Here is a 21,226-nt window from a genome sequence, read left to right as displayed (position 1 = left end):
TCCTGCGGCTGCCAGACGCCCATTCATGGAGGAGGAGAGCCTGTGGGGCTCCGCAGTAAGTGTAGCTGCGCGGTGCCATGGGGCGGCTGGGGAGATGCGCGGTCCATGGGGGCAGCAAAGCAACAAGGGTCCCTTGGAAACCCCGCACGAAAAGCTTCGAGACAGGTTCCCGTCCCAATGATGGCTTTGCCTTTCACATCCCGAGCCGCCAGGAGGGCCTGCCATGCCAGCACTCCGTCGAGACGCGGAGAACGCGACCAGCACTGCGGTAGGGCGATTTCGCCGCGACGGTGGTTGGCAGGAAAGGCCAGTCGACGTGCGGCCAGAGCTTGAGGGCGACACCCGCGCCGACGTGAGAGTGATCGGCGCCGGCTTCTCCGGGGCAGGGCCAGTTTCGTCCGATCAATGTTAATGCTAACGAGTGTTGTGTTAAATTTATCCGGGACTAACGTTCAGCAAAAACTACACAGGCTCCGAGGGTCCGTGCCATGAAAGGCGCTATCGATTTCAGCGCCGCACGCACGGAACTCCGGGAGCCTGTGCATCGCTCAGTACGGCTCGTGACTGAGCAAGGAGACCCGAGATGAAGCGACTCAAGACATTCCTGCTCTGCGGCTGTGCCGGCAGTCTGGCCCTGGCACTGACAGGTTGTCAGGAGCAGGCGCAAACGGCGGAACCCCCGCGACCGGTCCGCACGGTCATCGCCAAGGCCGCCGCCATCGGCGAGGAGGTCGCCCAGACGGGCGAGATCCAGGCGAATGTCGAAACCAACCTCGGTTTTCGCATCGACGGCCGCGTCGCGACCCGGGCTGCGGAGATCGGCATGAGCGTGGTCAAGGGCCAGCTCCTGGCGACACTCGATCCGAACGATGTCCAGAACGAAGTGCTCACCGCCGAGGCCGAGGTGAAGAGCGCCGAGGCGACAGAGGGATTGGCCAGATCGGAACTCGAGCGACAGCGCACCCTCTTCGCGAAGCAGTTCGTCGCGCAGGCGCGGGTCGAGGAGGCCGAGGCCAACTGGCGCGCCGCCAACGCCAAGCTCAAGGTCGCCACAACGGGATTGCAGACCGCCCGCAACAAGCTGACCTACACCGAGCTCCGGGCGCCTGACGACGCCATCGTCAGCGCGGTCCAGGTCAATGCGGGGCAGGTCGTCGATGCCGGCCAGCCGGCGATCAAGCTGTCTTCCACCCATGAACGCGATGCCGTCTTCAACGTGTCCGAGCGGATCTACACCAGTGTGCCGAACGACATCCAGGTCGAAGTGGCGCTCCTGTCCGATCCCAGGGTCAAGGTCATCGGCCGGCTCCGCGATGCGAGCCCGACCGCGGACCCGGCGACCCGCACCTACCGCGTCCGCATCGCCCTGCCCAATGCGCCCGATGTCATGACGCTGGGCGCCACGGTGACGGGGCGCCTGATCCTGCCTGGCAAGTCGCTCATCATTCTCCCGTCCTCGGCCCTGACGAGCGAGGCCGGCAACCCGGCGGTCTTCGTGGTCGAGCCCAGCACCCGGGAACTGGTCCGCAAACCGGTGGTGGTCGCGCGCTACACGGCGACGCAAGCGCTGGTGGAGTCCGGTCTCGACGAGGGCGATGCCGTGGTCACTGCCGGTGTGAGCAAGCTAAGGCCCGGCCAGAAAGTCACCTTCGAAGCCGGTGAGGTGGCCAAATGAGTTCCGGCAAGACACGCCCGGAAGGGCAGGGCGGCTTCAACCTCTCGGCCTGGTCGATCGCGCAGAAGCCGCTGATCTTCTTTCTCATGCTGATCACCTTGATCGGCGGTGCGATGAGTTACTCGAAGCTGAGCCGCAACGAGGACCCGGCCTTCACCATCAAGACCATGGTGGTGGCCGCTCGCTGGCCCGGCGCCAACATCGATGACACGACGAACCTGCTGACCGATCGCCTGGAGAAAAAGCTCGAGGAGATCCCCTGGCTCGACCGCCTCGACAGCTACACGCGCCCCGGCGAGACGGTGATCATGGTGAACCTGCGCGACGATGCGCCGGCGCACATAGTCCCCGACGCCTGGTACCAGGTGCGCAAGAAGATGGCCGATATCGCCGCGACGCTCCCCAGCGGCGTCCAGGGGCCCTTCTTCGACGACGAGTTCGGTGACACCTATGGCCAGATCTACGGGTTCACGGCCGAGGGCTTCTCGGACCGGGAGTTGCGCGGCTACCTCGAGAACGTGCGGGCGGAACTGCTGCGCATCCCGAGCATCGGCAAGGTGCAGCTCCTGGGCGTGCAGGAGGAACAGATCGTCGTCGAATTCTCCCCCAGCCAGCTGGCCACCTTCGGCCTGGACGAGGCGGCGATACTGAGGGCCCTGAGCGCCCAGAACGCTGTGAGCCCCGCCGGCACGGTGCGCCTGGCCGACGACAAGATCGCCCTGCGCGTGAGCGGCAGCTTCGTCTCCGAGGAGAGCCTGCAGACCATGACGCTGCGGGCGAACGACCGGTTCGTGCCGCTGACCGAGCTGGCGACGATCCGGCGTATCCCGGCCGACCCGCCGTCCCCGCAGTTCCGCGTCAACGGTGAGCGGGCGCTCGGCCTCGCCATCTCGATGGCCTCCAACGGCAACCTGCTCAAGTTCGGGCAAGCGGTGCGGGACCGCATGGATGAGGTGCGGATGGGGCTGCCCCACGGCATCGAGATGCTTCAGGTCGCCGACCAGTCCAGCGTCGTCAAGCAGGCCGTGAGCGGCTTCCTGAAGGTGCTGGCCGAAGCGATCGCCATCGTGCTCGCCGTCTCCTTCCTCTCGCTCGGCGTCCGGGCCGGACTCGTCGTCAGCCTCTCGATCCCCTTCGTCCTGGCGCTGACCTTCATCGGCATGGAGCTGACCGGCATCGGCCTCCAGCGCATCTCGCTCGGCGCGCTGATCATCGCCCTCGGCCTGCTGGTCGACGACGCGATGATCACGGTCGAGGCGATGATCGGCAAGCTGGAGGAGGGCTGGAGCCTCAAGCGGGCGGCGAGCTTCGCCTACGACTCGACCGCCTTTCCGATGCTGACGGGGACGCTGGTGATGATCGCCGGCTTCATCCCGGTCGGATTCGCGGCATCGAGCGCGGGTGAGTACTGCTACTCGATGTTCATGGTGGTGCTGATCTCGCTGTCCGCCTCCTGGGTGGTCGCCGTCCTCTTCTCGCCCCTGCTCGGCACCCTGATCCTGCCCAGGTCCCTCCCGAGTCATGGCCATGGTGGCGGCCGCGCCATGGGGCTCTACCAGCGGGCACTGTCCTGGGCCCTGGGGCATCGCGCGATCACCCTGGGCGCGGCCGGCGTCGCCTTCGCGCTGTCGGTGGTCGCCTCGGGCCAGCTCGAACAGCAGTTCTTCCCGCCCTCCGACCGGCCGGAACTCCTGGTCAGCCTGACGCTGCCGCAGAACGCCTCGCTGGAGGCGACCGAGCGTGAGGCGCTGAAACTCGAGAGGCTGCTCAAGGACGATCCAGGCGTGGAGCTGTTCTCGACCTACGTCGGTTCCGGTGCGATCCGCTTCTACCTCCCGATGGAGGTGCTGCTGCAGAACGACAACGTGACCCAGGCGGTGGTGGTGACCAAGGGCATCGAGGAGCGTGACGCGCTGCAGGCCAAGCTCGCCGGCGTGTTCAAGACCGAGTTCCCCGGGCTGATCGCCCGGGCCACGCCACTCGAGCTCGGCCCGCCGGTTGGCTGGCCGCTCAAGTACCGCGTCACGGGACCCGACCAGAGCAAGGTGCGCGACCTGGCCGGACAGCTCGCCAACCTGCTCTCGACCAACACCGATACCCGCGAGGTGCATCTGCTCTCGGGCGAGCCGCAACGGAGCGTCATTGTCGCCATCGACCAGACGCAGGCGCGGGCGCTGGGGCTTTCCTCCGAGGATATCGCCAGTGCCATGGCGTCGATCTTCTCCGGTACGACCGTGACCACCGTGCGCGACCAGGACCGCCTCGTGGACGTCGTCGTCCGCGCGCAGATCGGAGAGCGCACGAGCCTGGCGACCCTCGCCAACCTGCAGGTCCGCACGGCCCAGGGCCTTGCCGTCCCGCTGTCGCAGATCGCCAGGCTCAGCTACGGCGTCGAAGACCCGATCGTCTGGCGGCGGCAGCGTCTCCCGCTGATCACTGTCCAGGGTGACGTTCGCGAGGGCGTCGAGGCGGCGACCGTCGTTCAGGAACTGGCACCCGCCATCGCGCAGTTCGCCGCCAGCCTGCCCAAGGGCTACAAGGTCGAAACCGGTGGCGCCGTCGAGGAAGCCGCGAAGGGAAGCGCCTCGCTGGCCGCCGTGTTGCCGGTGACCGCGCTGGTGATGTGCGTGCTCCTGATGCTTCAGCTGCGCAGCTTCTCGCGGATGTTCCTCGCCCTGGCGATGGCGCCGTTCGGCCTGATCGGAGTGGTCCTGGCCATGCTGCCGACGGGAACGCCCATGGGCTTCGTGGCGCAGCTCGGCGTCATCGCCCTGGTCGGCATGATCGTCCGCAACGCCATCATTCTCATCGAGGAGGTGGACATCAACGTTGGTGCGGGCCAGTCGCCCCGGGAGGCCATCGTGCAGGCCGCGAGCCATCGTGCGCGCCCCATCGTGCTCACGGCCTGCGCGGCGATCCTCGGCATGATCCCCATCGCGCCGCAGATCTTCTGGGGGCCGATGGCCTTCGCGGTGATCGGTGGACTCGCCGTCGCGACGGTCGTGACCCTCACGGTGCTCCCCTGCGCCATTTCCTTCCTGCTGCAATGGGAGGCAGGTCGGCGCAGCCTGCAAGCGCCCGAGCCCTTGCACCATCCTTGAGTGGGCCTCTCCATCGCTGCGCCACCCGGGTGGCGCGGATGGAGAGGGCGTCCTTGCCCCGCATGGCCGCAGCCAATGGCCAGCGATGCGCGGATTACGGCTTGGTCGCCTTGCTCCTGGACGGGCGCCTGGCGGCATTGGCCGGGGAAATCAGGGTGATCAGCGCATTGAGCAGCGCCTGCCCGCGCTCCCCACTGAAACGCTCGGGCTCGATCGGCAGCATCATCAGCCAGCCGTCGCTGATGGCGCTGATCTGATCGGCCAGCAGATCGGCGGGGATATCGTCACGAATCTTGCCCTGTGCCTGTCCCTCTTCCAGCAACGCGGTGAACATCTGGCGGAAGCGCGCATAGCGCTGCTCGATGACCCCGGCGAAGGCCGGTTCGTGACGGGCGTGACTCAGCAGTTGCAGCCAGGCCAGCCAGTTGTCCGGCTCGTCGGAGGTGGTCCATTCCAGCAATTGCCGGATGAGCGACTTGATATCGAAGGGTTCGCGATTGATTTCCAGCAGGGCGTCCACCCTGTCGAACAGGTTCTGCGCCACGGCGCCGACCATCTCTTCCTTGTTCGCGAAGTAGTAGGTCACAGCGCCCGTGGTGCAGCCGGCGTGTTGCGCGACCTTGCGCATCGAGGCCCCGGCGTAACCCTCCTGTGCGATCACCGCGATCGCGGCTGCCAGCAGCTCGGCCCGCTTGGCGTTGTGGTCGCCCACTGGCCGCCCCCGACGTGCGACGGGTTCGGATTCGCTGTCACTCGTACGTGGGGTTTCGGGTTGAGGGCGGGCTTTGGCGTCGGACATGGGGGCTCTGGAAGGTCGTCAGGTCGGTTTCAGGTGTTGCCGCCCGGTTGCTGAGGCTGGCGGGCGCGCGGCCCAGCATAGGGAAATTACGGGAATAAAGCACTCCGGGAGCGCCGGGGTGGCCGGAATCGCCCTGGGCCGGAGGTGCCTTCGTCGCAGAAGAAGCGGGGATGAAGCTGTGTCGGCTGGGGAGGTCCGCATGCACCGGTGCGCCGCCCTGAAGCGATCCGGGATGCAGCACCACATCGCCTGGCGCGGTGGCCCGGTCGGTGTAGGGGGAAAGAAGCCGGCATCCTTCCGAATGCCGGCCCCGTGGTTCAGTCGCCCGTTCTCAGAACTGCTCCGCCCCCAGCTCGTAGAGGCTGTCGGCGCCGCCGCGCAGGCAGGCGATGAGGCCTTCGATGCGTGGCAGCAGGCGGTTGAAGTAGAAGCGCGCGGTGGCGAGCTTCGCGCTGTGGAAGTCGGGGTCGCTGTCGAGCCTGGCCCTGGCCACGCTGGCCATCTTCGACCAGAGATAGGCGTAGGTGACGTAGCCGAATAGGTGCAGGTACTCCACCGAGGCGGCGCCGATCTGGCGGGGGTCGTTGCCGGCCTGGTCGCGAACCCACTGGCTGGTTTCCTCCAGCTGCTTCACGGCCTCCAGCAGGGCGTCGCGGTATTCCACGCCGGGTTGGCGGGCGAATTCACGGATCTCGGCGAGGAAGTCGTCCAGCGCCTTGCCGCCGTCGGCCACCACCTTGCGGCCCAGCAGGTCGAGGGCCTGGATGCCGTTGGTGCCTTCGTAGATCTGGGCGATGCGCACATCGCGCACCAGCTGTTCCTGGCCCCATTCGCGGATGAAACCGTGGCCGCCCAAGACCTGCTGGCCCTGTACGCAGCTTTCCAGGCCGGTGTCGGTGAAGAAGGCCTTGGCGACCGGGGTGAGCAGGGCCACGCGGGCCTGGGCGGCGGCGCGGGCGTCGGCGTCGGTGCCGTACTTGGCCTGGTCCAGTTGGGCGCCGACGTAGGTGGCCAGGGCGCGGCCGCCTTCGTTGAAGGCCTTCATGGTGAGCAGCATGCGACGCACGTCCGGGTGGACGATGATCGGGTCGGCGGCCTTGTCCTTGGCGACCGGGCCGCCGGGGGCGCGACTTTGCAGGCGGTCGCGGGCGTAGGCGACGGCGGCCTGGTAGGACGCTTCGGCGCAGCCGATGCCCTGGATGCCGATGGACAGGCGCTCGTAGTTCATCATGGTGAACATGGCGGCCAGGCCCTTGTTGGGCTCGCCCACCAGCCAGCCGGTGGCGCCGTCGAAGTTCATCACGCAGGTGGCCGAGGCCTTGATGCCCATCTTGTGTTCGATGGAGCCGCAGGACACGGCATTGCGCTCACCGAGGGAGCCGTCAGCCTTCACCAGCACCTTGGGCACCAGGAACAGGGAGATGCCCTTCGGGCCGGCCGGGGCGTCGGGGAGCTTGGCCAGCACCAGATGGATGATGTTCTCGGTCAGGTCCTGTTCGCCGCCGGTGATGAAGATCTTGCTGCCGGTGATGGCGTAGCTGCCGTCGGCGCGGGGTTCGGCCTTGGTGCGGATGAGCCCGAGGTCGGTGCCGGCGTGGGCTTCGGTCAGGCACATGGAGCCGGCCCAGCGGCCCTCGTACATGGGCGGCAGGTAGGTGTCCTTCAGCTCGGCGCTGGCGTGGGTGTCCAGGGCCAGGCAGGCCCCGCTGCTCAGCACGGAATACAGGGTGAAGCTGCTGTTGGCGGCGTAGAGCATCTCCTCCACGTGGACGGCGAGCATCTTCGGCATGCCCATGCCGCCGAACTGCGGGTTGCCGGAAAGGCCCACCCAGCCGCCCTCGGCGTAGGTGGCGTAGGCCTCCTTGAAGCCCGCCGGGGTGGTGACGACGCCCTCGTTCCACTGTGCGCCTTCCTCGTCGCCGCTGCGGTTCAGCGGGGCCAGGGATTCGCTGGCGAGCTTGCCGGCTTCCTCGAGGATGGCGGCGGCGGTGTCCAGGTCCAGGTTGCCGGCGATCTCGGGCAGGGCGGCCCATTGGGTGCCGGCGTCGAACACGTCGTTCAGGAGGAATTGGATATCGCGCAGGGGCGCCTTGTACTGGCTCATGGTCGGATCTCCGGAGTGGAAAGGGGGTTGGCCGCCGTCAGCAGGCGCTCGAGGTTGGCGCAACGCTGGGCCTTGTCCAGCGGGTAGCCGGCGAGCCAGAGGGGCAGGTGCTCGAAGAGTTCCAGCGTCGGCATGCCGGGCGTGGCGGGGTGGCCGGCGTCCCGCAGCAGGGTGGCGAGGTGCTGGCGAAGCCGTTCGCGCAGCCGGTCGACGCTGGCGCGCTGGCCGGGCTTGAGGCAGCCGGCGTCGCGGGTGGCGAGCTGGAAGTGCAGGGGTTGTTCGTCATGCAGGTCCACCAGGCCCTGGATCACCTGGCGCAGGGTGGCGCCGGGGGTGTTGCGGCGATGGCGGCGATCGAACAGCGACAGCAGCGCCATGTAGTGCTCCTCGATGAACTCCAGCAGCAGCTCTTCCTTGCTCGAACAGTGGTTGTAGAGGGAGCCGGCGGTGAGTTCGAGGTGGCTGGCCAGTTCGCGCAGGCTCACCTGCGCGAAGCCGCGCTCGGCGAAGAGGGCCAGCGCCTTGGGGCGGTTGCGCTCGAAACGCGAGCCCACCCGGGTGGAGGGCGTGGCAGTGTCCATGCACTTGGCGGTGTTCATGCTGTTCACCCTGGCGACCGGGCGGACCGGATTCGCTGTCGTGGCGGAAGTCGGTGCGACCGACCCGGGAAGGCTGGACCTTCCCGGGTGGTGCGGGTCAGACGCGTTCGAAGATGACGGCGATGCCCTGGCCGCCGCCGATGCACATGGTGGCGAGGGCGTAGCGGCCCTTGACCCGGTGCAGTTCGTGGATGGCCTTGGTGGCGATGATGGCGCCGGATGCGCCGATCGGGTGACCCAGGGAGATGCCCGAACCGTTGGGGTTGACCTTCTCCGGGTCGAAGCCCAGCTCACGGGCGACGGCGCAGGCCTGGGCGGCGAAGGCTTCGTTGGACTCGATCACGTCCAGGTCGGCCACGGTCAGGCCGGCGCGCTGCAGGGCCAGGCGGGTGGCCGGGATGGGGCCGAGGCCCATGACGGTGGGTTCGACGCCGGCGTGGGCGTAGGCCACCACCCGCGCCATGGGTTGCAGGCCCTGGTCGGCGGCGGCCTCGGCGGTGGCCAGCAGCAGGGCGGCGGCGCCATCGTTGAGGCCGGAAGCGTTGCCGGCGGTGACGGTGCCGTCTTCGGTGAAGGCCGGCTTCATCTTCGCCAGGGACTCCAGGGTCGCCTCGGCGCGGACGTGCTCATCCACCTCGAACAGGCTGGTGCCCTTGCGGGTCTTGATTTCCACCGGAACGATCTGGCCGGCGAAGCGGCCCTCGGCGATGGCGCGGGCGGCGCGCTGCTGGCTCTGCAGGGCCAGGGCGTCCTGGTCCTCGCGGGTGATGCCGTGCAGCTTGGCGACGTTCTCGGCGGTGATGCCCATGTGGATGCCGTGCAGGGGGTCCTGCAGGGCGCCGAGCATGAAGTCGAGCATCTTGCTGTCGCCCATGCGCGCGCCCCAGCGGGCGGTCTGCACCAGGTAGGGCGACATGCTCATGTTCTCGGCACCACCGGCCAGGGCGACGCGGGCATCGCCCAGCATCAGGCACTGGGCGGCGCTGACGATGGCCTGCAGGCCCGAGCCGCACAGGCGGTTGACGGTGAAGGCCGGGGTTTCCTTGGGAATGCCCGCCTGCAGGGCGGCGACGCGGCTTATATAGGCGTCCTTGGGTGTGCTAGGAATGACGTTGCCGTACACCACGTGGCCCACCTGCTCCGGCGCGCAGTTGGCGCGGTCGAGGGCGGTGCGGGCGACCAATGTGGCGAGTTGCGCCGGCGGAACGTCTTTCAGGGTGCCGCCGTAAGTACCGATGGCGGTACGGACCGCGCTGACAACGAAAACTTCAGGTGTGTTCATCCGAAAGGCTCCTGGAGGGATGGCGTGAGTCTAGGGGCAAGGGCCTCTTCGCCCTATGCCGGAATTGCGCAGTATCGGATGACGAATTTGGACATGACCGACGATGGACAAGATGACGGGCAACTCTGAAGCACGCACCGTCCGAAAGAGTGATTCCGTGGCCGCCTATTTTGTGAAAGCGGCGGTCCACCGGCTGGCCGGGCGGCCCGCGCGCGCCGAGGCGGTGCTGCGGGAGGCCGGGATCGACCCCGCCTGGCTGGATGAGCCGCGCCGCCGCGTGCCGGCCGAGTCGGTGACGCGCCTGTGGCTGCTGCTGACCGAGGAACTGGGCGACGAGTTCTTCGCCTTCGACTCCCGTGGCATGCCCCGAGGCACCTTCGCCATGATCTGCCGCAGCGTGCTTCACGAGCCGGACCTGGGGCGGGCGCTGCGCCAGTGCCTGGCGGGCTTCAACCTGTTCCTCGGGGATATTCGCGCGGAGTTGGAAACTCGCGGCAACCGCGCCGCCATCGTGCTGGAGAACCGTATCCAGGACCCGGCGATTCGTGGTGTGGCGGAGGAGATCTACCTGAGCATGGTGATCGGCGTCGCCTGCTGGCTGGTGGGGCGCCGGCTCAACCTCGACCACACCCGGTTCGGCCATCCGCAGCCGCCTCACGGCGCCGAGCCGCTGCTCTGGGGACCCTGGATCCAGTTCAACGCGGAACGCACCGAGGTGGCGTTCAGCGCCGCCCAGTTGAGCCTGCCTCTGATCCGCAACTTCGCCCAGCTCAAGCAGTTCCTGCGCCATGCGCCGGAGGGCGTGGTGGTGCGTTTTCGCAATCGCTCGGGACTGGCGGCGGACGTCTATCGTCGGCTCAAGTCCTCGCCCGAACTGGACTGGCCGTCCCAGACCCAGATGGCGGGCCAGGTGGCCATGAGCGAGTCGGCCTTTCGCCGCCAGCTGGAGCGCGAGGGGTTTTCCTACCAGGCCATCAAGCACGAGGTGCGCAAGGCGCTGGCCTTCGACTACCTCAACGACAGCTCGCTGAGCATCACCGAGATCGCCATCCGCTGCGGCTTCCAGGAGCCCAGTGCTTTCCACCGGGCGTTCCGCCAGTGGACCGGCATGAGCCCGGGGCGGTATCGCACGGGGTTGGTGGCGGGCTAGGACGGGGCGATTCAGGCTTCCGGGCTGGTCTGGCCCGCTTCCGAAGCGGTTTCGCCGCTGACCAGCCAGAGCGCGTGTTCGGGAAAGACTTTGACGAGCGCCATGATGTCTTCTTCGTTGGCGCGTCGGCGACCATTGCGGAGGGCGTACCACTTGGTTCGATCTACGTCGGTCGCTTTCTCTAAATCCCTTGCGCTCAGACCTTTCGTTACCCAGAGCGCGATTATTCTGTCCCTGATTGTTCGTGAGTCTTCACGAGTAATGTCGTTTTCCCTTTGCACTTCGGACTCCGGCTGATTTCAGCAACCTTGTGCGTCGCATAGAGTGCAACGCAGATGGTTATTCAACGTAAGCGTTCTGAAATAGTGCAGGAGTGAGCATGGACAAGGAAGTAGAGGGCCGGGTGCCTGAGCGCTTAATCAAGTGCCCATCCGCAGGTGCCCGGGCGCGAGTTCGCCATCGGGAGTCCTCCGGGTGAGGAGGCCGATACGGCCCGTGATCGGACCGACCAGGGCGACCTCCCCGGACGGTCCTCCCTGGTGAATGTGGCGCGGGTGGCGAAGCAGTCGATGAGGCAGGCGGGCCCTTGAGCGGCGCGGCGTTGCGGCGGTGGGAAAGGGGCGCGCGAGGCCGTCTTGCTCCGGGTTCAGGCAGGGAATCCAGCGTTGAGGCACAGGGGCGCCCGGGTCCACGAAGGGCAGGGCGAACCTGGCTGGATGGCGGGTGTTGGCGCAGCGGCGTTCCGGGTTCCGTCCCGGGCTCGTCCGGTTCCCGCCTGCCGCGCATCCCTTGCCGACAGCTCGCTGGACCGTCACCCACAGACAATTGGCCGATGGCTGCCGTCAGCGTCAGCCCATCGACCGAGACGCGGCCGAGGAACGCGCCGCGCCTACCGGATGACAGGAGGGAGCCGGCATGACCCCGAGGGTCACCTATCAACCCCGCAACGGCGAAGGCCGGGCGCGCTCGCCGCCCGGGCCGAGTGCGTGTGGTTCGTTTGAACTTGGCAGGCCACGCCCTGGGGCGTGGCTATCTCGGGCCCGATACCAGCATTCGGAGGCCCCCAGGCACTACCACGAACCGAACGGGATGCCGTACTTCTCGATGTAGGCCTTTGACTCAGGTTCCAGCGGCAATGCGTATCGCCCCTCTGTTTGGCCACCTGATGGTCCCAGCTTCACCACCTTCCCCTCGACCCGTGTCACCTCGATTGGATGCAGGCAAGGCCCCATGAGCCAGACCTTGGCGATCCCACCAGGAGCCAGACCGACGGTGAGTGTCTCGCGATAGCCCGTAATCCACTTGCCATCGAACGAGCAGAAGGTACGTTCCCCCTTGAGCATGGCCTCCCGGGTGGCCTCAGGGATGGCGATGTAGGCTTCATAGGTCTGCGGCTCGACCAGTGATTGCCAGCGCACATAGAGCAGACGCGGCAGGTCGGCACCCCGTACATGCTTGCCAGCTCCACCGCCAGGACGCTCGGGCCAACCTGCGGGCTCCTTCTGGAGGTCCTTCGGGCTCTGGGTCGAAGCGATACCGCCCATGGCCCGATGAAACACCCGGTCCCGGATGTCCACCGCATCGGCGGTCTCGATCCAGACTTCCATGTAGTTGGGGGTACCGAAGCCCAGGAACCAGGCATCGTAGGGCAGCTTGTTTGCTCCCGTGGCGCAGCCGGCCAGGAGCAAGGACAGGCTGAAGGCCAGCAGCCAGTGGCACATACGCATCACCACGAACCGTACGGGATGCCGTACTTTTCGATGTAGGCATTTGATGCTTCGGAAAGGGGCCTATGTTTGCCGCTGGATGTCCCGTCGTAGGGGCCTTTCTTCACCACCTTCCCCTCGACCCGCGTCACCTCGATTGGAGAAAGGCAGGGGCCTCTGATCCATGCCTTGGCGATGCCACCCGGCGCGAGGCCAATGGACAACATATCTCGATAGTCCGTGATCCACTGGTCATCGGCCCGGCAGTAAGCCCGCTCCCCCTTGAGCATGGCCTGTCGGGTGGCCTCGGGGATGACGATGTAAGCCTCGTAGGTCTGCGGCTCGACCAGTGACTGCCAGCGCACATAGATCAGTCGTGGCAAGTCGGCACCGATAACGCGCTTGCTTGTCCCGCCTCCAGGCCGCTCCGGCCAGCCGGTAGGGTCGCCCTGGAGGTTCCTGGGAGTCTGGATCGCCGCCATGCCGCTCATGGCCCGGCGAAACACCCGGTCCCGGATGTCCACCGCATCGGCGGTCTCGATCCAGACTTCCATGTAGTTGGGCGCGAAGAAGCCCAGGAACCAGGCATCGTAGGGCAGCTTGTTTGCTCCCGTGGCGCAGCCGGCCAGGAACCAGGTCAGGCTGAAGGCCAGCAGCCAGTGGCGTTCAGGCATTGGGATGAATGACACGTTTGCCGTCCTTGGTGGGTCGATTGATGAACACCGTCTCCAGATCACTGTTTTTCCAGCCTTTGGCGGCATTCCAGTGGGCGGAAAGGTGGATGTAGTGCCGATGGAGCAGGTCAAGTTCGGCGTTGCTCAGGTTGGGCGTCACCGTCTCGCCCAAGGCAAAGGCTTGCAGTTTGGCGGCAATCGACTCGAGTTCCGACGGCACGGCTGTGCGGTTGTCTTCAGGGTCGATGGGGGCGAATGCAACCCCGGCACGCACCGCCAGTTCACGCATGATGCGCAGGTACACCCGTGACAGCTCGCCGCGCACCTGCCGTTCGCCGCTGACTGCGGCATACACGCGTTTTTTCCTCGGCTCGTCGCGCTCGCGATAAAGGCCTGGCACCGACCAGGTCACGATCTTGAGCCCCTCCGGGGGGACCGCAAGTTTCCAGTGACGTCCCTCCTGACTCAGGCGCATGCGGGTACGCCAATAGGCGTCGCTTCGTTCATCGGCAAGCTGTTCGGGGCTCAGGCTGGTGTCGGGCCGGCTCAGCAGCAATTTCTCGGTGGCCAGGGGCAGGTAGCCGCCGCCAATGTCCGAATGGCTGCCCGGCATTGCGATATCGCGGTCAGTTCGAACCAGGGAGAAGTTATGGCGGTACTCGTGGTGGGCCACCAGTTGCGCCACCTGGCGTGCGCAGTCGGGGGCCAGGCCCAGGTCCAGCCCCTCGTTGCGGGCATTGCTGGCACTGAAGTCCCCGCGGAGCGGCGAGACGATGCCGGGTACGGTATCGAACAGGCCGATGAAGTTCAGCAGGAAGTCGGTCGGGTGGCGCCAGGAGAAGCTGGGTACCAACAAGGGTGAGCCTGCCGGCAAGGCACGGGCCAATAGGCTGCCGGCCCCCGTGAGCAGGTCATTGGCGCAATGCCGGGCGGCCGCCGCTCCCCGGCTGAAGCCGAACAGGTCGATCTCGATCCGGCGGATCTTCAGGCCGGGGTTGTTGTCTCGCAACAGGCGCAACTGCCTCAGCACCAGTCCCGGTGCTTCCTTGACTCGAGCCGCTATTCCCGTACTGCCTCGACCAGTGGCCTGGCTGTAGAGGGAGTCCGCCTGGCCGCTGGTGGTGCCAATGCCTTCCAGATAAACCTTCAGATAGGCTTCTTCCGCATTTGGCGACAAACGTTCATCGGCATTATCCGGATACAGCTCATACAGCCGGGCGATATTGCTGAGGTCATTGCCGTAGCTGTTGTCCGGCGAGTTGCCCTGGCCATCGTAGCCATAGGTGGCGCAGTGCTGGCGAATGTCCTCGGCGATGTCTTCGGTCATGCCGACGTTGACGGCATAGCAGCCCGCCGCTGCCTCGCTGTTGGCCCGGTTGTTACCGGTGCCGTCGAAGAACAGCCCCAGGTGCAACACGATGCCGGCTTCGTCCAGCTCCTCCTCTTCCTCCTCTTCTTCAAGAAAGCGTCTGGGCGCCGGATTCGGTGGCTTGGCCAGGGGCGCGGCTGCAAGCGGCATGCGGACTGCGGCGGGGCTGCTGGTTGGCTTGGCCGCACCTTCATCCGACTGGTAGGTGGCGCTGTACAAGGAGGGAATCAGCCTGGCCTTGCAGGGGCAGCCGCTGATGCTGTGCAGGGTGCCCGCCACTATCCGCCCGTGGCTCTTGATGAACGGAACCCCGCCGAGGATCAGGTAGGTCTTCCCATCCTTGCCACAGGAAACCCGGTCGCCCTGGCGAGCATGCGCGATGCCGAACATCATGACTTGGGTGTCCGCTTCCAGGACAACGCCGCCACAGGTGGTCTTGTCGCCACGGCGAATGAAATACCCGATTGCCATACCTACTCCCTATCCAGAGGCTTGCGCGAACAGCTCCGTGCTGGCAGCCGAAGGGGCAAGCGAGATGATGCCCACTCGAACGGCGACGCTAGGCAGGTAGGCGGTGTGGAGTAAATAAGACGTGTCTTGTTCTGGGGGATCGGTTTTCCGAATCGCAAGCAACTAAATGCCAGCCTCTGGCCAAAGGCCGATTCGATGGCTTCTCCGAACGCCGAGCTTCCCGCGCGGGTGGAGCCGACACCGAATGCACGCACCGCCGTAGGATGGCGTAGAGCGAAGCGAAACCCATCAGGTATGTACGGCCGCCCTCCCGGGAGGATGGGGCGCGGGGTGGACGTGACTTCACCAACGGTCGTGGCGCGGGTTACCGGGCGGCGTTATAGTCCGCCGCCTCTCCACTCCCCACGTATAGCGGCAAGCCCGATGGACGACGATCTCGACCTTCACGAACCCGAGCATGACCACCTGCTGGACAACGACGACGACTTCGATGGCGAAGACGACTTCGACGACGAGGACGGGGAGTCCTTGGATCAGCCCGAAGGCGCCTGTGATTACTGCGGCGAGCTGACCGAGCGCACCGACCGGCGCGGCCAGTTCGTCTGCGCCGATTGCGCCGATTTCGACTGAGCTCAGGCGAAGTCCGGGCCCTGGTCCAGCACGGCCAGGGCCCATTCCTCCTGTCCGGGTTCCATCAGCGCCGCTACGCGCCAGGTGCGCACGCGCCCCACGTCCACGTGGATGAAGCCCTTCGAGGGATAGAAGCCGACACCGCCAGCGCCCAGTGAGTGCACCAGCTTGCCCAGTCGCTCGACGCTGACGCCCGGGATGCGGATATCGGCGGCCATGCCACGGATGTGCAGGGAATGCCGGGCGGCGCCTTCCAGGCTGGCGTTGTGCTGGGGCGTGCGATAGCCGCTGTTGACCAGGATGCGGGTGGGCAGCTTGTTGATCCGCAGCCAGGCCTGGATCAGGAACAGCAGGTCCAGCAGGCGCACGTTGACCTTCACCATCTTCCGGTACTTCACATCCCGCAGGATATGGCAGCCCTGGCGGTAGCCTTCCAGGTCCCAGCCCTTGCCCTTGCGGAAGTAGCAGAAGGTGGCCACCTCGCTGGCGGCGGGGCGTTCAAGGCGCAGATAGCGGTCCCGGTTGAGCACCTTGGCGTGGAGGTGGCGCGGGCGCAGGGTGACGTCGAGGCGGGTCGCCAGGGCATCGCCAGCGGCCAGTCCCAGGACGAGGCTGGCAAAGGCCGAGAGGACCTGGCGACGGGAGATACCGGAGTTGGAAGCAGCCATGGGACCGCTCTCGGGAGGCCGGGCCTTCGACTATACACCTGCGCCTGAACGCGAAAAGCCCCGCATGGCGGGGCTTCGGGGCACTCTGGTGATCATTCGTCCTGTGGTTTTTCCAGGCGCCGGGCGATCTGTTCCAGGAGGATCAGGTCCTGTTCCACCAGGCGCCCCTGGCTGGCGGCGAGGGTCAGGCGATCCAGTACCTGGCGGGAGCGGGGGCTGAGTCTTTCTTCCGGGTCGTAGCGACCTTCTTCCGATTCGGCGATCTGCATGGCGGGCGTGAGCAGGTCATTGAGGCTGACCCCCAATGCCTTGGCGATCCGCCGGAGGTCGTCGAACGAAGGTTCGCGAGTGTCCCGTTCGTAGTTGCCGATCCGGGACTGGGATTCCCACCCGCACTCGTTGGCCAGGGCCTGCTGAGAGAGTCCTTTCAGCTTTCTGTAATGCGCAATGCGCGTTCCAAGCGTATTCATGCCGCGAATCTTAATGACGGAATGAATCGCCTTCTGTTCACTTATCGTGTTTGTTAATTGTTCAAATTGTGTTTATCGTAGGGCGCATTCGGGGAAAAGCAAGCCCTCTGAGGATCCCGAGGAAAGCCCGCCTGGCTGGGATGGTCCCACCCTCAGGAATGCTCAGGCCTCATTCGGACCTTTCCGATAGGGCCGGGGCCACAAGTCGCAATGTGTTCTGGGGAGTGGTGCCGGCATGGCCCCCTGTCCGCGTGAGCGGGCAGGGGGCTTTTGCCGTCAGGCGAGGCGGAGGATGACCTTGACTTCATCGAGGATCTCCAGTGCCTGGCCGACGAAGGCCCCCTCGTGCTGTCCAGTGCGTCAATCGCGTCACGATTGCCGTTATGGATAGCCACTATCGAAGCAACTGATTTCTATCGGATGGCCGCAACCCATAGCCTTGTCACCATGCAAAGCGAAGGAGGTGTGGCCATGTCCCACGTCGATGTGATGTCCCTGGTTGGTACGGCGGTTCCCGAGTCGCTCCGGGCTGCCGGGCATATAGCCTGCTGGTTCGTGGTAGTGGACGGGGTGATGCGCTCCGGTCCCTTCACCTCCCGCGAAGCCGCCGGCGCCAGCCAGGCGATCTGGCAACTGGAAATGCGCCGCCGTCACGCTGACACGGATAGCCTGCTGGCCTGACCCCGCTCACCCGCTCCATGCTCCCTTGGCCCGCCTCATGGCGGGCATTTTGTTCCTGGCCGCAGGGCAATCCCGACCCCAGGTGCCGAAATGGGGCCAGCCCCTCTCCGGCGGCACTTGCCGTCAGTCGGTTCCGGAATCACATGGCGCGGTGAGCCCTTGCTTGTAGTGGGGCATCGACACCAGCGCCCTGAATCGCCATCCCGTAGGGTTCGCCATGCGCACCGCGATGACGGCGCAGGGTCTGTTGGTGCGCGCAGCGCACCCTACGAGGGGGTCAGGTCCCCGACTTCAGCCGGGTCCAGGCGCGGGTGCGGGCGCGTTCGGCGCCGCGTTCCAGGGGCACCAGGGTGTACAGGGTCTTCTGGGCTTCCGCCGTGGGGTAGAGGTTGGGGTTGTTACGGATCGCCGGGGCGACCAGTTCGGTGGCGTCCTTGTTCGGGTTGGGGTAGCCGACGAAGTCGCTGACCGGCGCGATCACCTGGGGTTGCAGCAGGTAGTTGATGAAGGCGTGGGCGTCATCCGGGTTCTTGGCGCCCTTCGGGATGGCCAGCATGTCGAACCAGATGGGCGCGCCTTCCTTGGGCAGGCGCATGTCCACCACCACGCCGTTGCCGGCTTCCTTGGCGCGGTTGGCGGCCTGGGAAAAGCTGCCGGAGTAGCCCACGGCCACGCAGATGTCACCGTTGGCGATGTCGGCCATGTACTTGGAGGAGTGGAAGTAGGCGACGCTGGGGCGGATTTTCTGCAGCAGATCACCGGCCTTGTCGTAGTCCTTCGCGGTGTTGCTGTTGGGGTCCAGGCCCAGGTAGTGCAGGGCGATGGGCATGATCTCCGACGGCGAGTCCAGCAGCGCCACGCCGCACTGCTTGAGCTTGGCGATGTTCTCTTCCTTGAAAATCAGGTCCCAGCTGTCCACCGGGGCGTTCTCGCCCAGGGCGGCCTTCACCTTCTCCGGGTTGAAGCCGATCAGCACGGTCCCGTACATGTAGGGCACGGCGAAGCGGTTGCCCGGGTCGTTGGCCTCGATCAGCTTCATCAGCTGCGGGTCCAGGTGGTTCCAGTTGGGCAGCTTGCCGCGGTCCAGGGGCTGGAAGACATCGGCCTGGATCTGCTTGGCGAGGAAGACGTTGGACGGCACCACCACGTCATAGCCGGAGTTGCCGGTGAGCAGCTTGGCTTCCAGGGCCTCGTTGGTGTCGAAGATGTCGTAGACCAGCTTGGCGCCGTTCTCCTTCTTGAAGTTCTCCAGGGTCTGCGGGGTGATGTAGTCGAACCAGTTGTAGACGCGCAGGGTCCGTTCTTCTACTGCCAGTGCGCTGGTGGCCAGGACACCGCAGAGGGTGGCGCCCAGCAGGCGGGGGAAAGTGGTCTTGATCAATTGCGGCAACCTTTGTTGAGCTTCTGTCGGTTCTAAGCCGATATCTATCCGCTTAGGTCGCATAAATGTAAGCAATTGTCGCGCCATGTCAGTTTAAACATCGATTTATGTCGATTAATGCTCGGCGCCATGCCGGGTGACGTGCGCGCGACATTACCAGGCGTAACGGCAGTGGCACCGGGCTACACAGTCTGGACGCACCAGGAGGGTGCGCGTTCCGCCACAAGCGTCCACACCGCCGGCGCACGCCCTCCCAAGGGCGGTGCCGTGGAGCCGTCCAGTCGGATACCGTCTGTTCAATAATACCCCCAGGGGTATATGATCGCGCTGTCATCCCCACCGGCTTTGCAGCCAAGGAATCACCGTGACCATCGACTGGCAGGCGTTCACGCCCTGGAGCGCCCTGGCGGGTGGAGCCCTGATCGGCCTGTCCGCCAGCCTCTTCATACTCGCCAACGGCCGTATCGCCGGCATCAGCGGATTGCTGGGAAGCCTGCTGCAGCGCAGCGGCGACGGTCTTGACGAAAAAGCCCTGTTCCTCCTCGGCCTGGTGGTGGCGCCGTTGCCCTGGATCCTGCTGCGGGGTGAGCCGACCGTGCGCTTCGACGCGGGCTGGCCGGCGCTGGTGCTGGCCGGGTTGCTGGTGGGCGTCGGCACCCGCTACGGCTCCGGCTGCACCAGTGGCCATGGCGTCTGCGGCCTGGCGCGACTGTCGCCCCGGTCGCTGGCGGCCACCCTGGCCTTCATGTCCACCGGTTTCCTGACGGTGCTGGTGCTGCGTCACCTGCTGGGAGGTACGCCATGAGACGCCTGAGCGCTTTCCTCGCCGGGTTGCTGTTCGGCCTGGGTCTGCTGCTGGCCGGCATGGCCGACCCGGGCAAGGTCCTGGCTTTCCTCGACCTTGCCGGCGCCTGGGACCCGTCTCTGGCCCTGGTGATGGGCGGCGCCATTGCCGTGGCCTTCCCGGCCTTCACCCTGGCCCGTGGGCGGCGAACGTCCTGGCTGGGGGCGTCGATGCAGTTGCCCGCCAATCGCCAGCTGGATCGCCGCCTGATCGGCGGCAGCCTGCTGTTCGGCGTGGGCTGGGGGATTGCCGGGCTCTGCCCGGGGCCGGGCCTGGTCCTGCTCTTCACCGGTCACTGGCAGGCCTGGCTGTTCGTGCTGGCCATGGTCGCCGGCATGTTCCTCTACAGCGGCCTGGAGCGGCGGGGCGCCTGATCGTCCCGGCGGGGCAGGGCGATGCGAAATCCGTCCGGGTGGCCAGCCTGCCCCGGACTCCCGCGACGCACGGGCTGGCAGTTCCCACGGGCCCTGACGGCCCTGGCGTGTGCGGCAACTCACCGCAGCCGCTTGCGGCTTCCAGGCGTGATGGCCCGGTGCTAGAGTCGCCGCCCATGAAAACAAGCCGCCAAGACCGCTCGCTGATTGCCTGGATGCTCTATGCCTGCGTCCTGTTCAATCTGTTCGCCTGCGGCTTGCACCATGGCCAGGCCATGGGATTGGAGCTGAGTGGCCTGGGCGGTGCCTTCTGCGCCACCGACTCGACGGGATTCGCCCTGGACGGCGATCTGGGAGGCAGCACCGCGTCGGCCTTCTCCGCCGCCCTGAAGTGCCCGGTCTGCGGCACCGTCATCCTCGGCATCGCCGCGCTGTTCATATTGGCCTGGCTGCTGGGCGTCCGCGATGCCCGGCCGCCTGTCCTCGAATCCCGCCGCAAGGCGCCTCCGCGTTATCTCTGGCCTTCGGCCAATCCCCGCGCTTCTCCCCTGCACTAAGCCCTCCATCGCGCCCAGTGCCCTTGCGGCCGGCGCGACGGGTCCCGCTGTTTTCGTACAGATCCTAATTCAAGGGGTTCGCTGATCGGGTTCACTTGCTCGGGGTGACGGGTTGCCCTGTTTCCCCTCCAGATCGCGAAAGAATGGGTGCCACCGGTGCAGGAGTTTCGTCTTGATGTTCAAGGAGTGGATCGCTATCGCCACCGGTCTGTTCCGCGCGAGCGAGCGGTGGTCGAGCGGCCGTCCGTGTTCGCATGGCGGGGCCCGGGTTCCATGACCCGGTGCTCTCGTACACCCGCTCAGCGGCTTGGCGCCTGGTTGGCGCTGTTCGCGATGCTGGCGATCTATGTCGGCGCCCTGGTGTCCCAGGTTCGCGCCGCCGAGCCTTCCTTGCCGCACTGGGTCGCCGAACTGGCCTGTGACCATGATGACGGCCCGCCAGCGCCCAGGGCTCCCGCCCATCACGGACCGGCCTCCGCGCTGGACGCCTGCGGTTACTGCTCCCTCCTGGCCACCAGCCCAGGCCTGGGCGGTTCGACGCTGGCGCTCGCCTGGAGCTTCCTGTCCGCTGTCGAGCCGCCGCGCACGCTGCGCCTGGGTCGCCCCGGCGAGCCGGCCCTGTTTCCCGGCGCGCGTCCCCGTGCGCCCCCAACGACTTCCTGATTCGCCGACCGACCGCCCCGAAAGGGGC

General features: G+C 66.3%; 19 protein-coding genes. 9 read left to right on the top strand and 10 right to left on the bottom strand.

Translation table 11 applies throughout. The features are described 5' to 3' along the window. Window positions 1-583: 583 nt before the first annotated feature. Together KF707C_RS16440 and KF707C_RS16435 are read left to right on the top strand one after the other, a co-directional pair. Complete coding sequence (locus tag KF707C_RS16440) at window positions 584-1,675, top strand: efflux RND transporter periplasmic adaptor subunit (protein WP_003448108.1); 1,092 nt, start codon at window positions 584-586, stop codon at window positions 1,673-1,675. Then, window positions 1,672-4,776: an efflux RND transporter permease subunit gene (locus tag KF707C_RS16435; RefSeq protein ID WP_003448110.1), complete on the top strand. Its 3,105-nt coding sequence runs from the start codon at window positions 1,672-1,674 to the stop codon at window positions 4,774-4,776. Before KF707C_RS16440 ends, KF707C_RS16435 begins: the two co-directional genes overlap by 4 nt. 94 nt (window positions 4,777-4,870) lie before the next feature. On the opposite strand, the gene KF707C_RS16430 is transcribed toward KF707C_RS16435, so the two are convergent. The 4 genes from KF707C_RS16430 to KF707C_RS16410 all read right to left on the bottom strand — a co-directional run bounded on the left by KF707C_RS16430 (window position 4,871) and on the right by KF707C_RS16410 (window position 9,560). Then, window positions 4,871-5,488 (bottom strand): TetR/AcrR family transcriptional regulator, encoded by a 618-nt coding sequence (locus KF707C_RS16430; protein ID WP_003448112.1) that lies wholly within the window; start codon window positions 5,486-5,488, stop codon window positions 4,871-4,873. A 418-nt stretch (window positions 5,489-5,906) separates the two neighbouring features. After that, window positions 5,907-7,679 carry an acyl-CoA dehydrogenase C-terminal domain-containing protein gene (locus KF707C_RS16420; RefSeq protein ID WP_003448114.1) on the bottom strand — a complete coding sequence of 591 codons (1,773 nt, stop codon included), beginning with the start codon at window positions 7,677-7,679 and terminating at the stop codon, window positions 5,907-5,909. Continuing rightward, window positions 7,676-8,278, bottom strand: a complete 603-nt coding sequence (locus tag KF707C_RS16415) for a TetR/AcrR family transcriptional regulator (protein ID WP_003448115.1) — start codon at window positions 8,276-8,278, stop codon at window positions 7,676-7,678. Before KF707C_RS16415 ends, KF707C_RS16420 begins: the two co-directional genes overlap by 4 nt. Before the next feature lie 97 nt (window positions 8,279-8,375). Next, a complete protein-coding gene (locus tag KF707C_RS16410) occupies window positions 8,376-9,560 on the bottom strand; it encodes an acetyl-CoA C-acyltransferase family protein (protein WP_003448117.1) in 1,185 nt (394 codons plus the stop codon). Window positions 9,561-9,672: 112 nt separating this feature from the next. Here KF707C_RS16410 and KF707C_RS16405 point away from each other — a divergent pair, with 112 nt between their 5' ends. Next, window positions 9,673-10,710: an AraC family transcriptional regulator gene (locus KF707C_RS16405; protein ID WP_036990789.1), complete on the top strand. Its 1,038-nt coding sequence runs from the start codon at window positions 9,673-9,675 to the stop codon at window positions 10,708-10,710. Between the two features lie 1,070 nt (window positions 10,711-11,780). Here KF707C_RS16405 and KF707C_RS16395 read toward each other — a convergent pair. Genes KF707C_RS16395 through KF707C_RS16385 form a run of 3 tightly spaced genes read right to left on the bottom strand, consistent with a single transcriptional unit; the run spans window position 11,781 to window position 14,930 of the window. After that, window positions 11,781-12,431: a DUF2931 family protein gene (locus tag KF707C_RS16395; RefSeq protein ID WP_096368040.1), complete on the bottom strand. Its 651-nt coding sequence runs from the start codon at window positions 12,429-12,431 to the stop codon at window positions 11,781-11,783. A 5-nt stretch (window positions 12,432-12,436) separates the two neighbouring features. Next, window positions 12,437-13,090 carry a DUF2931 family protein gene (locus KF707C_RS16390; RefSeq protein ID WP_003448126.1) on the bottom strand — a complete coding sequence of 218 codons (654 nt, stop codon included), beginning with the start codon at window positions 13,088-13,090 and terminating at the stop codon, window positions 12,437-12,439. Then, entirely contained in the window at window positions 13,083-14,930 is a 1,848-nt protein-coding gene (locus tag KF707C_RS16385) for a PAAR domain-containing protein (RefSeq protein WP_003448128.1), read from the bottom strand. Before KF707C_RS16385 ends, KF707C_RS16390 begins: the two co-directional genes overlap by 8 nt. A gap of 423 nt (window positions 14,931-15,353) precedes the next feature. Between KF707C_RS16385 and KF707C_RS16380 the strand changes: the two genes are divergently transcribed. After that, on the top strand, window positions 15,354-15,560 hold the full coding sequence (locus tag KF707C_RS16380) for a hypothetical protein (RefSeq protein ID WP_003448130.1): 207 nt from the start codon (window positions 15,354-15,356) through the stop codon (window positions 15,558-15,560). 2 nt (window positions 15,561-15,562) lie between these two features. Here the strand turns inward: KF707C_RS16380 and KF707C_RS16375 are convergent, their stop codons facing one another. Together KF707C_RS16375 and KF707C_RS16370 are read right to left on the bottom strand one after the other, a co-directional pair. Continuing rightward, window positions 15,563-16,228, bottom strand: coding sequence for a YcbK family protein (locus KF707C_RS16375; protein ID WP_003448132.1), 666 nt, complete (start codon window positions 16,226-16,228; stop codon window positions 15,563-15,565). 92 nt (window positions 16,229-16,320) lie between these two features. Then, window positions 16,321-16,698 (bottom strand): helix-turn-helix domain-containing protein, encoded by a 378-nt coding sequence (locus tag KF707C_RS16370; protein WP_003448134.1) that lies wholly within the window; start codon window positions 16,696-16,698, stop codon window positions 16,321-16,323. A gap of 471 nt (window positions 16,699-17,169) precedes the next feature. On the opposite strand from KF707C_RS16370, the gene KF707C_RS16365 reads away from it, so the two are divergent. Next, window positions 17,170-17,379, top strand: coding sequence for a hypothetical protein (locus KF707C_RS16365; protein WP_003448135.1), 210 nt, complete (start codon window positions 17,170-17,172; stop codon window positions 17,377-17,379). A 277-nt stretch (window positions 17,380-17,656) separates the two neighbouring features. On the opposite strand, the gene KF707C_RS16360 is transcribed toward KF707C_RS16365, so the two are convergent. Next, the gene (locus KF707C_RS16360; protein WP_100244161.1) at window positions 17,657-18,760 is read right to left on the bottom strand and encodes a polyamine ABC transporter substrate-binding protein; all 1,104 of its coding nucleotides are present in this window, start codon (window positions 18,758-18,760) and stop codon (window positions 17,657-17,659) included. Window positions 18,761-19,124: 364 nt separating this feature from the next. On the opposite strand from KF707C_RS16360, the gene KF707C_RS16355 reads away from it, so the two are divergent. The 4 genes from KF707C_RS16355 (at window position 19,125) to KF707C_RS16340 (ending at window position 21,198) form a co-directional block, all read left to right on the top strand. Continuing rightward, window positions 19,125-19,565 carry a YeeE/YedE family protein gene (locus KF707C_RS16355; RefSeq protein ID WP_003448139.1) on the top strand — a complete coding sequence of 147 codons (441 nt, stop codon included), beginning with the start codon at window positions 19,125-19,127 and terminating at the stop codon, window positions 19,563-19,565. After that, window positions 19,562-19,978 (top strand): DUF6691 family protein, encoded by a 417-nt coding sequence (locus KF707C_RS16350; protein ID WP_003448141.1) that lies wholly within the window; start codon window positions 19,562-19,564, stop codon window positions 19,976-19,978. The genes KF707C_RS16355 and KF707C_RS16350 overlap by 4 nt, the downstream gene beginning before the upstream one ends. Window positions 19,979-20,154: 176 nt before the next feature. After that, window positions 20,155-20,535 (top strand): DUF2946 domain-containing protein, encoded by a 381-nt coding sequence (locus KF707C_RS16345; RefSeq protein WP_036990776.1) that lies wholly within the window; start codon window positions 20,155-20,157, stop codon window positions 20,533-20,535. Window positions 20,536-20,808: 273 nt separating this feature from the next. After that, window positions 20,809-21,198, top strand: a complete 390-nt coding sequence (locus KF707C_RS16340; protein ID WP_081608015.1) for a DUF2946 domain-containing protein — start codon at window positions 20,809-20,811, stop codon at window positions 21,196-21,198. The last annotated feature ends 28 nt before the right edge of the window (window positions 21,199-21,226 follow it).

Source organism: Pseudomonas furukawaii (genome assembly GCF_002355475.1).
GTDB classification, from domain to species: domain Bacteria; phylum Pseudomonadota; class Gammaproteobacteria; order Pseudomonadales; family Pseudomonadaceae; genus Metapseudomonas; species Metapseudomonas furukawaii.
The sequence above is the reverse complement of the archived record's forward strand: the minus strand, read 5'-3'. Positions and strand labels throughout refer to the sequence as shown.

Bases quoted from the DNA above. Each gene is read 5' to 3' on its own strand.
- KF707C_RS16435 (WP_003448110.1), top strand. From the start codon at position 1,672: ATGAGTTCCGGCAAGACACGCCCGGAAGGGCAGGGCGGCTTCAACCTC.
- KF707C_RS16345 (WP_036990776.1), top strand. From the start codon at position 20,155: ATGAAAACAAGCCGCCAAGACCGCTCGCTGATTGCCTGGATGCTCTAT.
- KF707C_RS16440 (WP_003448108.1), top strand. From the start codon at position 584: ATGAAGCGACTCAAGACATTCCTGCTCTGCGGCTGTGCCGGCAGTCTG.
- KF707C_RS16365 (WP_003448135.1), top strand. From the start codon at position 17,170: ATGTCCCACGTCGATGTGATGTCCCTGGTTGGTACGGCGGTTCCCGAG.
- KF707C_RS16395 (WP_096368040.1), bottom strand. From the start codon at position 12,431: ATGTGCCACTGGCTGCTGGCCTTCAGCCTGTCCTTGCTCCTGGCCGGC.
- KF707C_RS16340 (WP_081608015.1), top strand. From the start codon at position 20,809: ATGACCCGGTGCTCTCGTACACCCGCTCAGCGGCTTGGCGCCTGGTTG.
- KF707C_RS16415 (WP_003448115.1), bottom strand. From the start codon at position 8,278: ATGAACACCGCCAAGTGCATGGACACTGCCACGCCCTCCACCCGGGTG.
- KF707C_RS16390 (WP_003448126.1), bottom strand. From the start codon at position 13,090: ATGCCTGAACGCCACTGGCTGCTGGCCTTCAGCCTGACCTGGTTCCTG.
- KF707C_RS16370 (WP_003448134.1), bottom strand. From the start codon at position 16,698: ATGAATACGCTTGGAACGCGCATTGCGCATTACAGAAAGCTGAAAGGA.
- KF707C_RS16405 (WP_036990789.1), top strand. From the start codon at position 9,673: ATGACGGGCAACTCTGAAGCACGCACCGTCCGAAAGAGTGATTCCGTG.
- KF707C_RS16420 (WP_003448114.1), bottom strand. From the start codon at position 7,679: ATGAGCCAGTACAAGGCGCCCCTGCGCGATATCCAATTCCTCCTGAAC.
- KF707C_RS16375 (WP_003448132.1), bottom strand. From the start codon at position 16,228: ATGGCTGCTTCCAACTCCGGTATCTCCCGTCGCCAGGTCCTCTCGGCC.
- KF707C_RS16385 (WP_003448128.1), bottom strand. From the start codon at position 14,930: ATGGCAATCGGGTATTTCATTCGCCGTGGCGACAAGACCACCTGTGGC.
- KF707C_RS16410 (WP_003448117.1), bottom strand. From the start codon at position 9,560: ATGAACACACCTGAAGTTTTCGTTGTCAGCGCGGTCCGTACCGCCATC.
- KF707C_RS16380 (WP_003448130.1), top strand. From the start codon at position 15,354: ATGGACGACGATCTCGACCTTCACGAACCCGAGCATGACCACCTGCTG.
- KF707C_RS16350 (WP_003448141.1), top strand. From the start codon at position 19,562: ATGAGACGCCTGAGCGCTTTCCTCGCCGGGTTGCTGTTCGGCCTGGGT.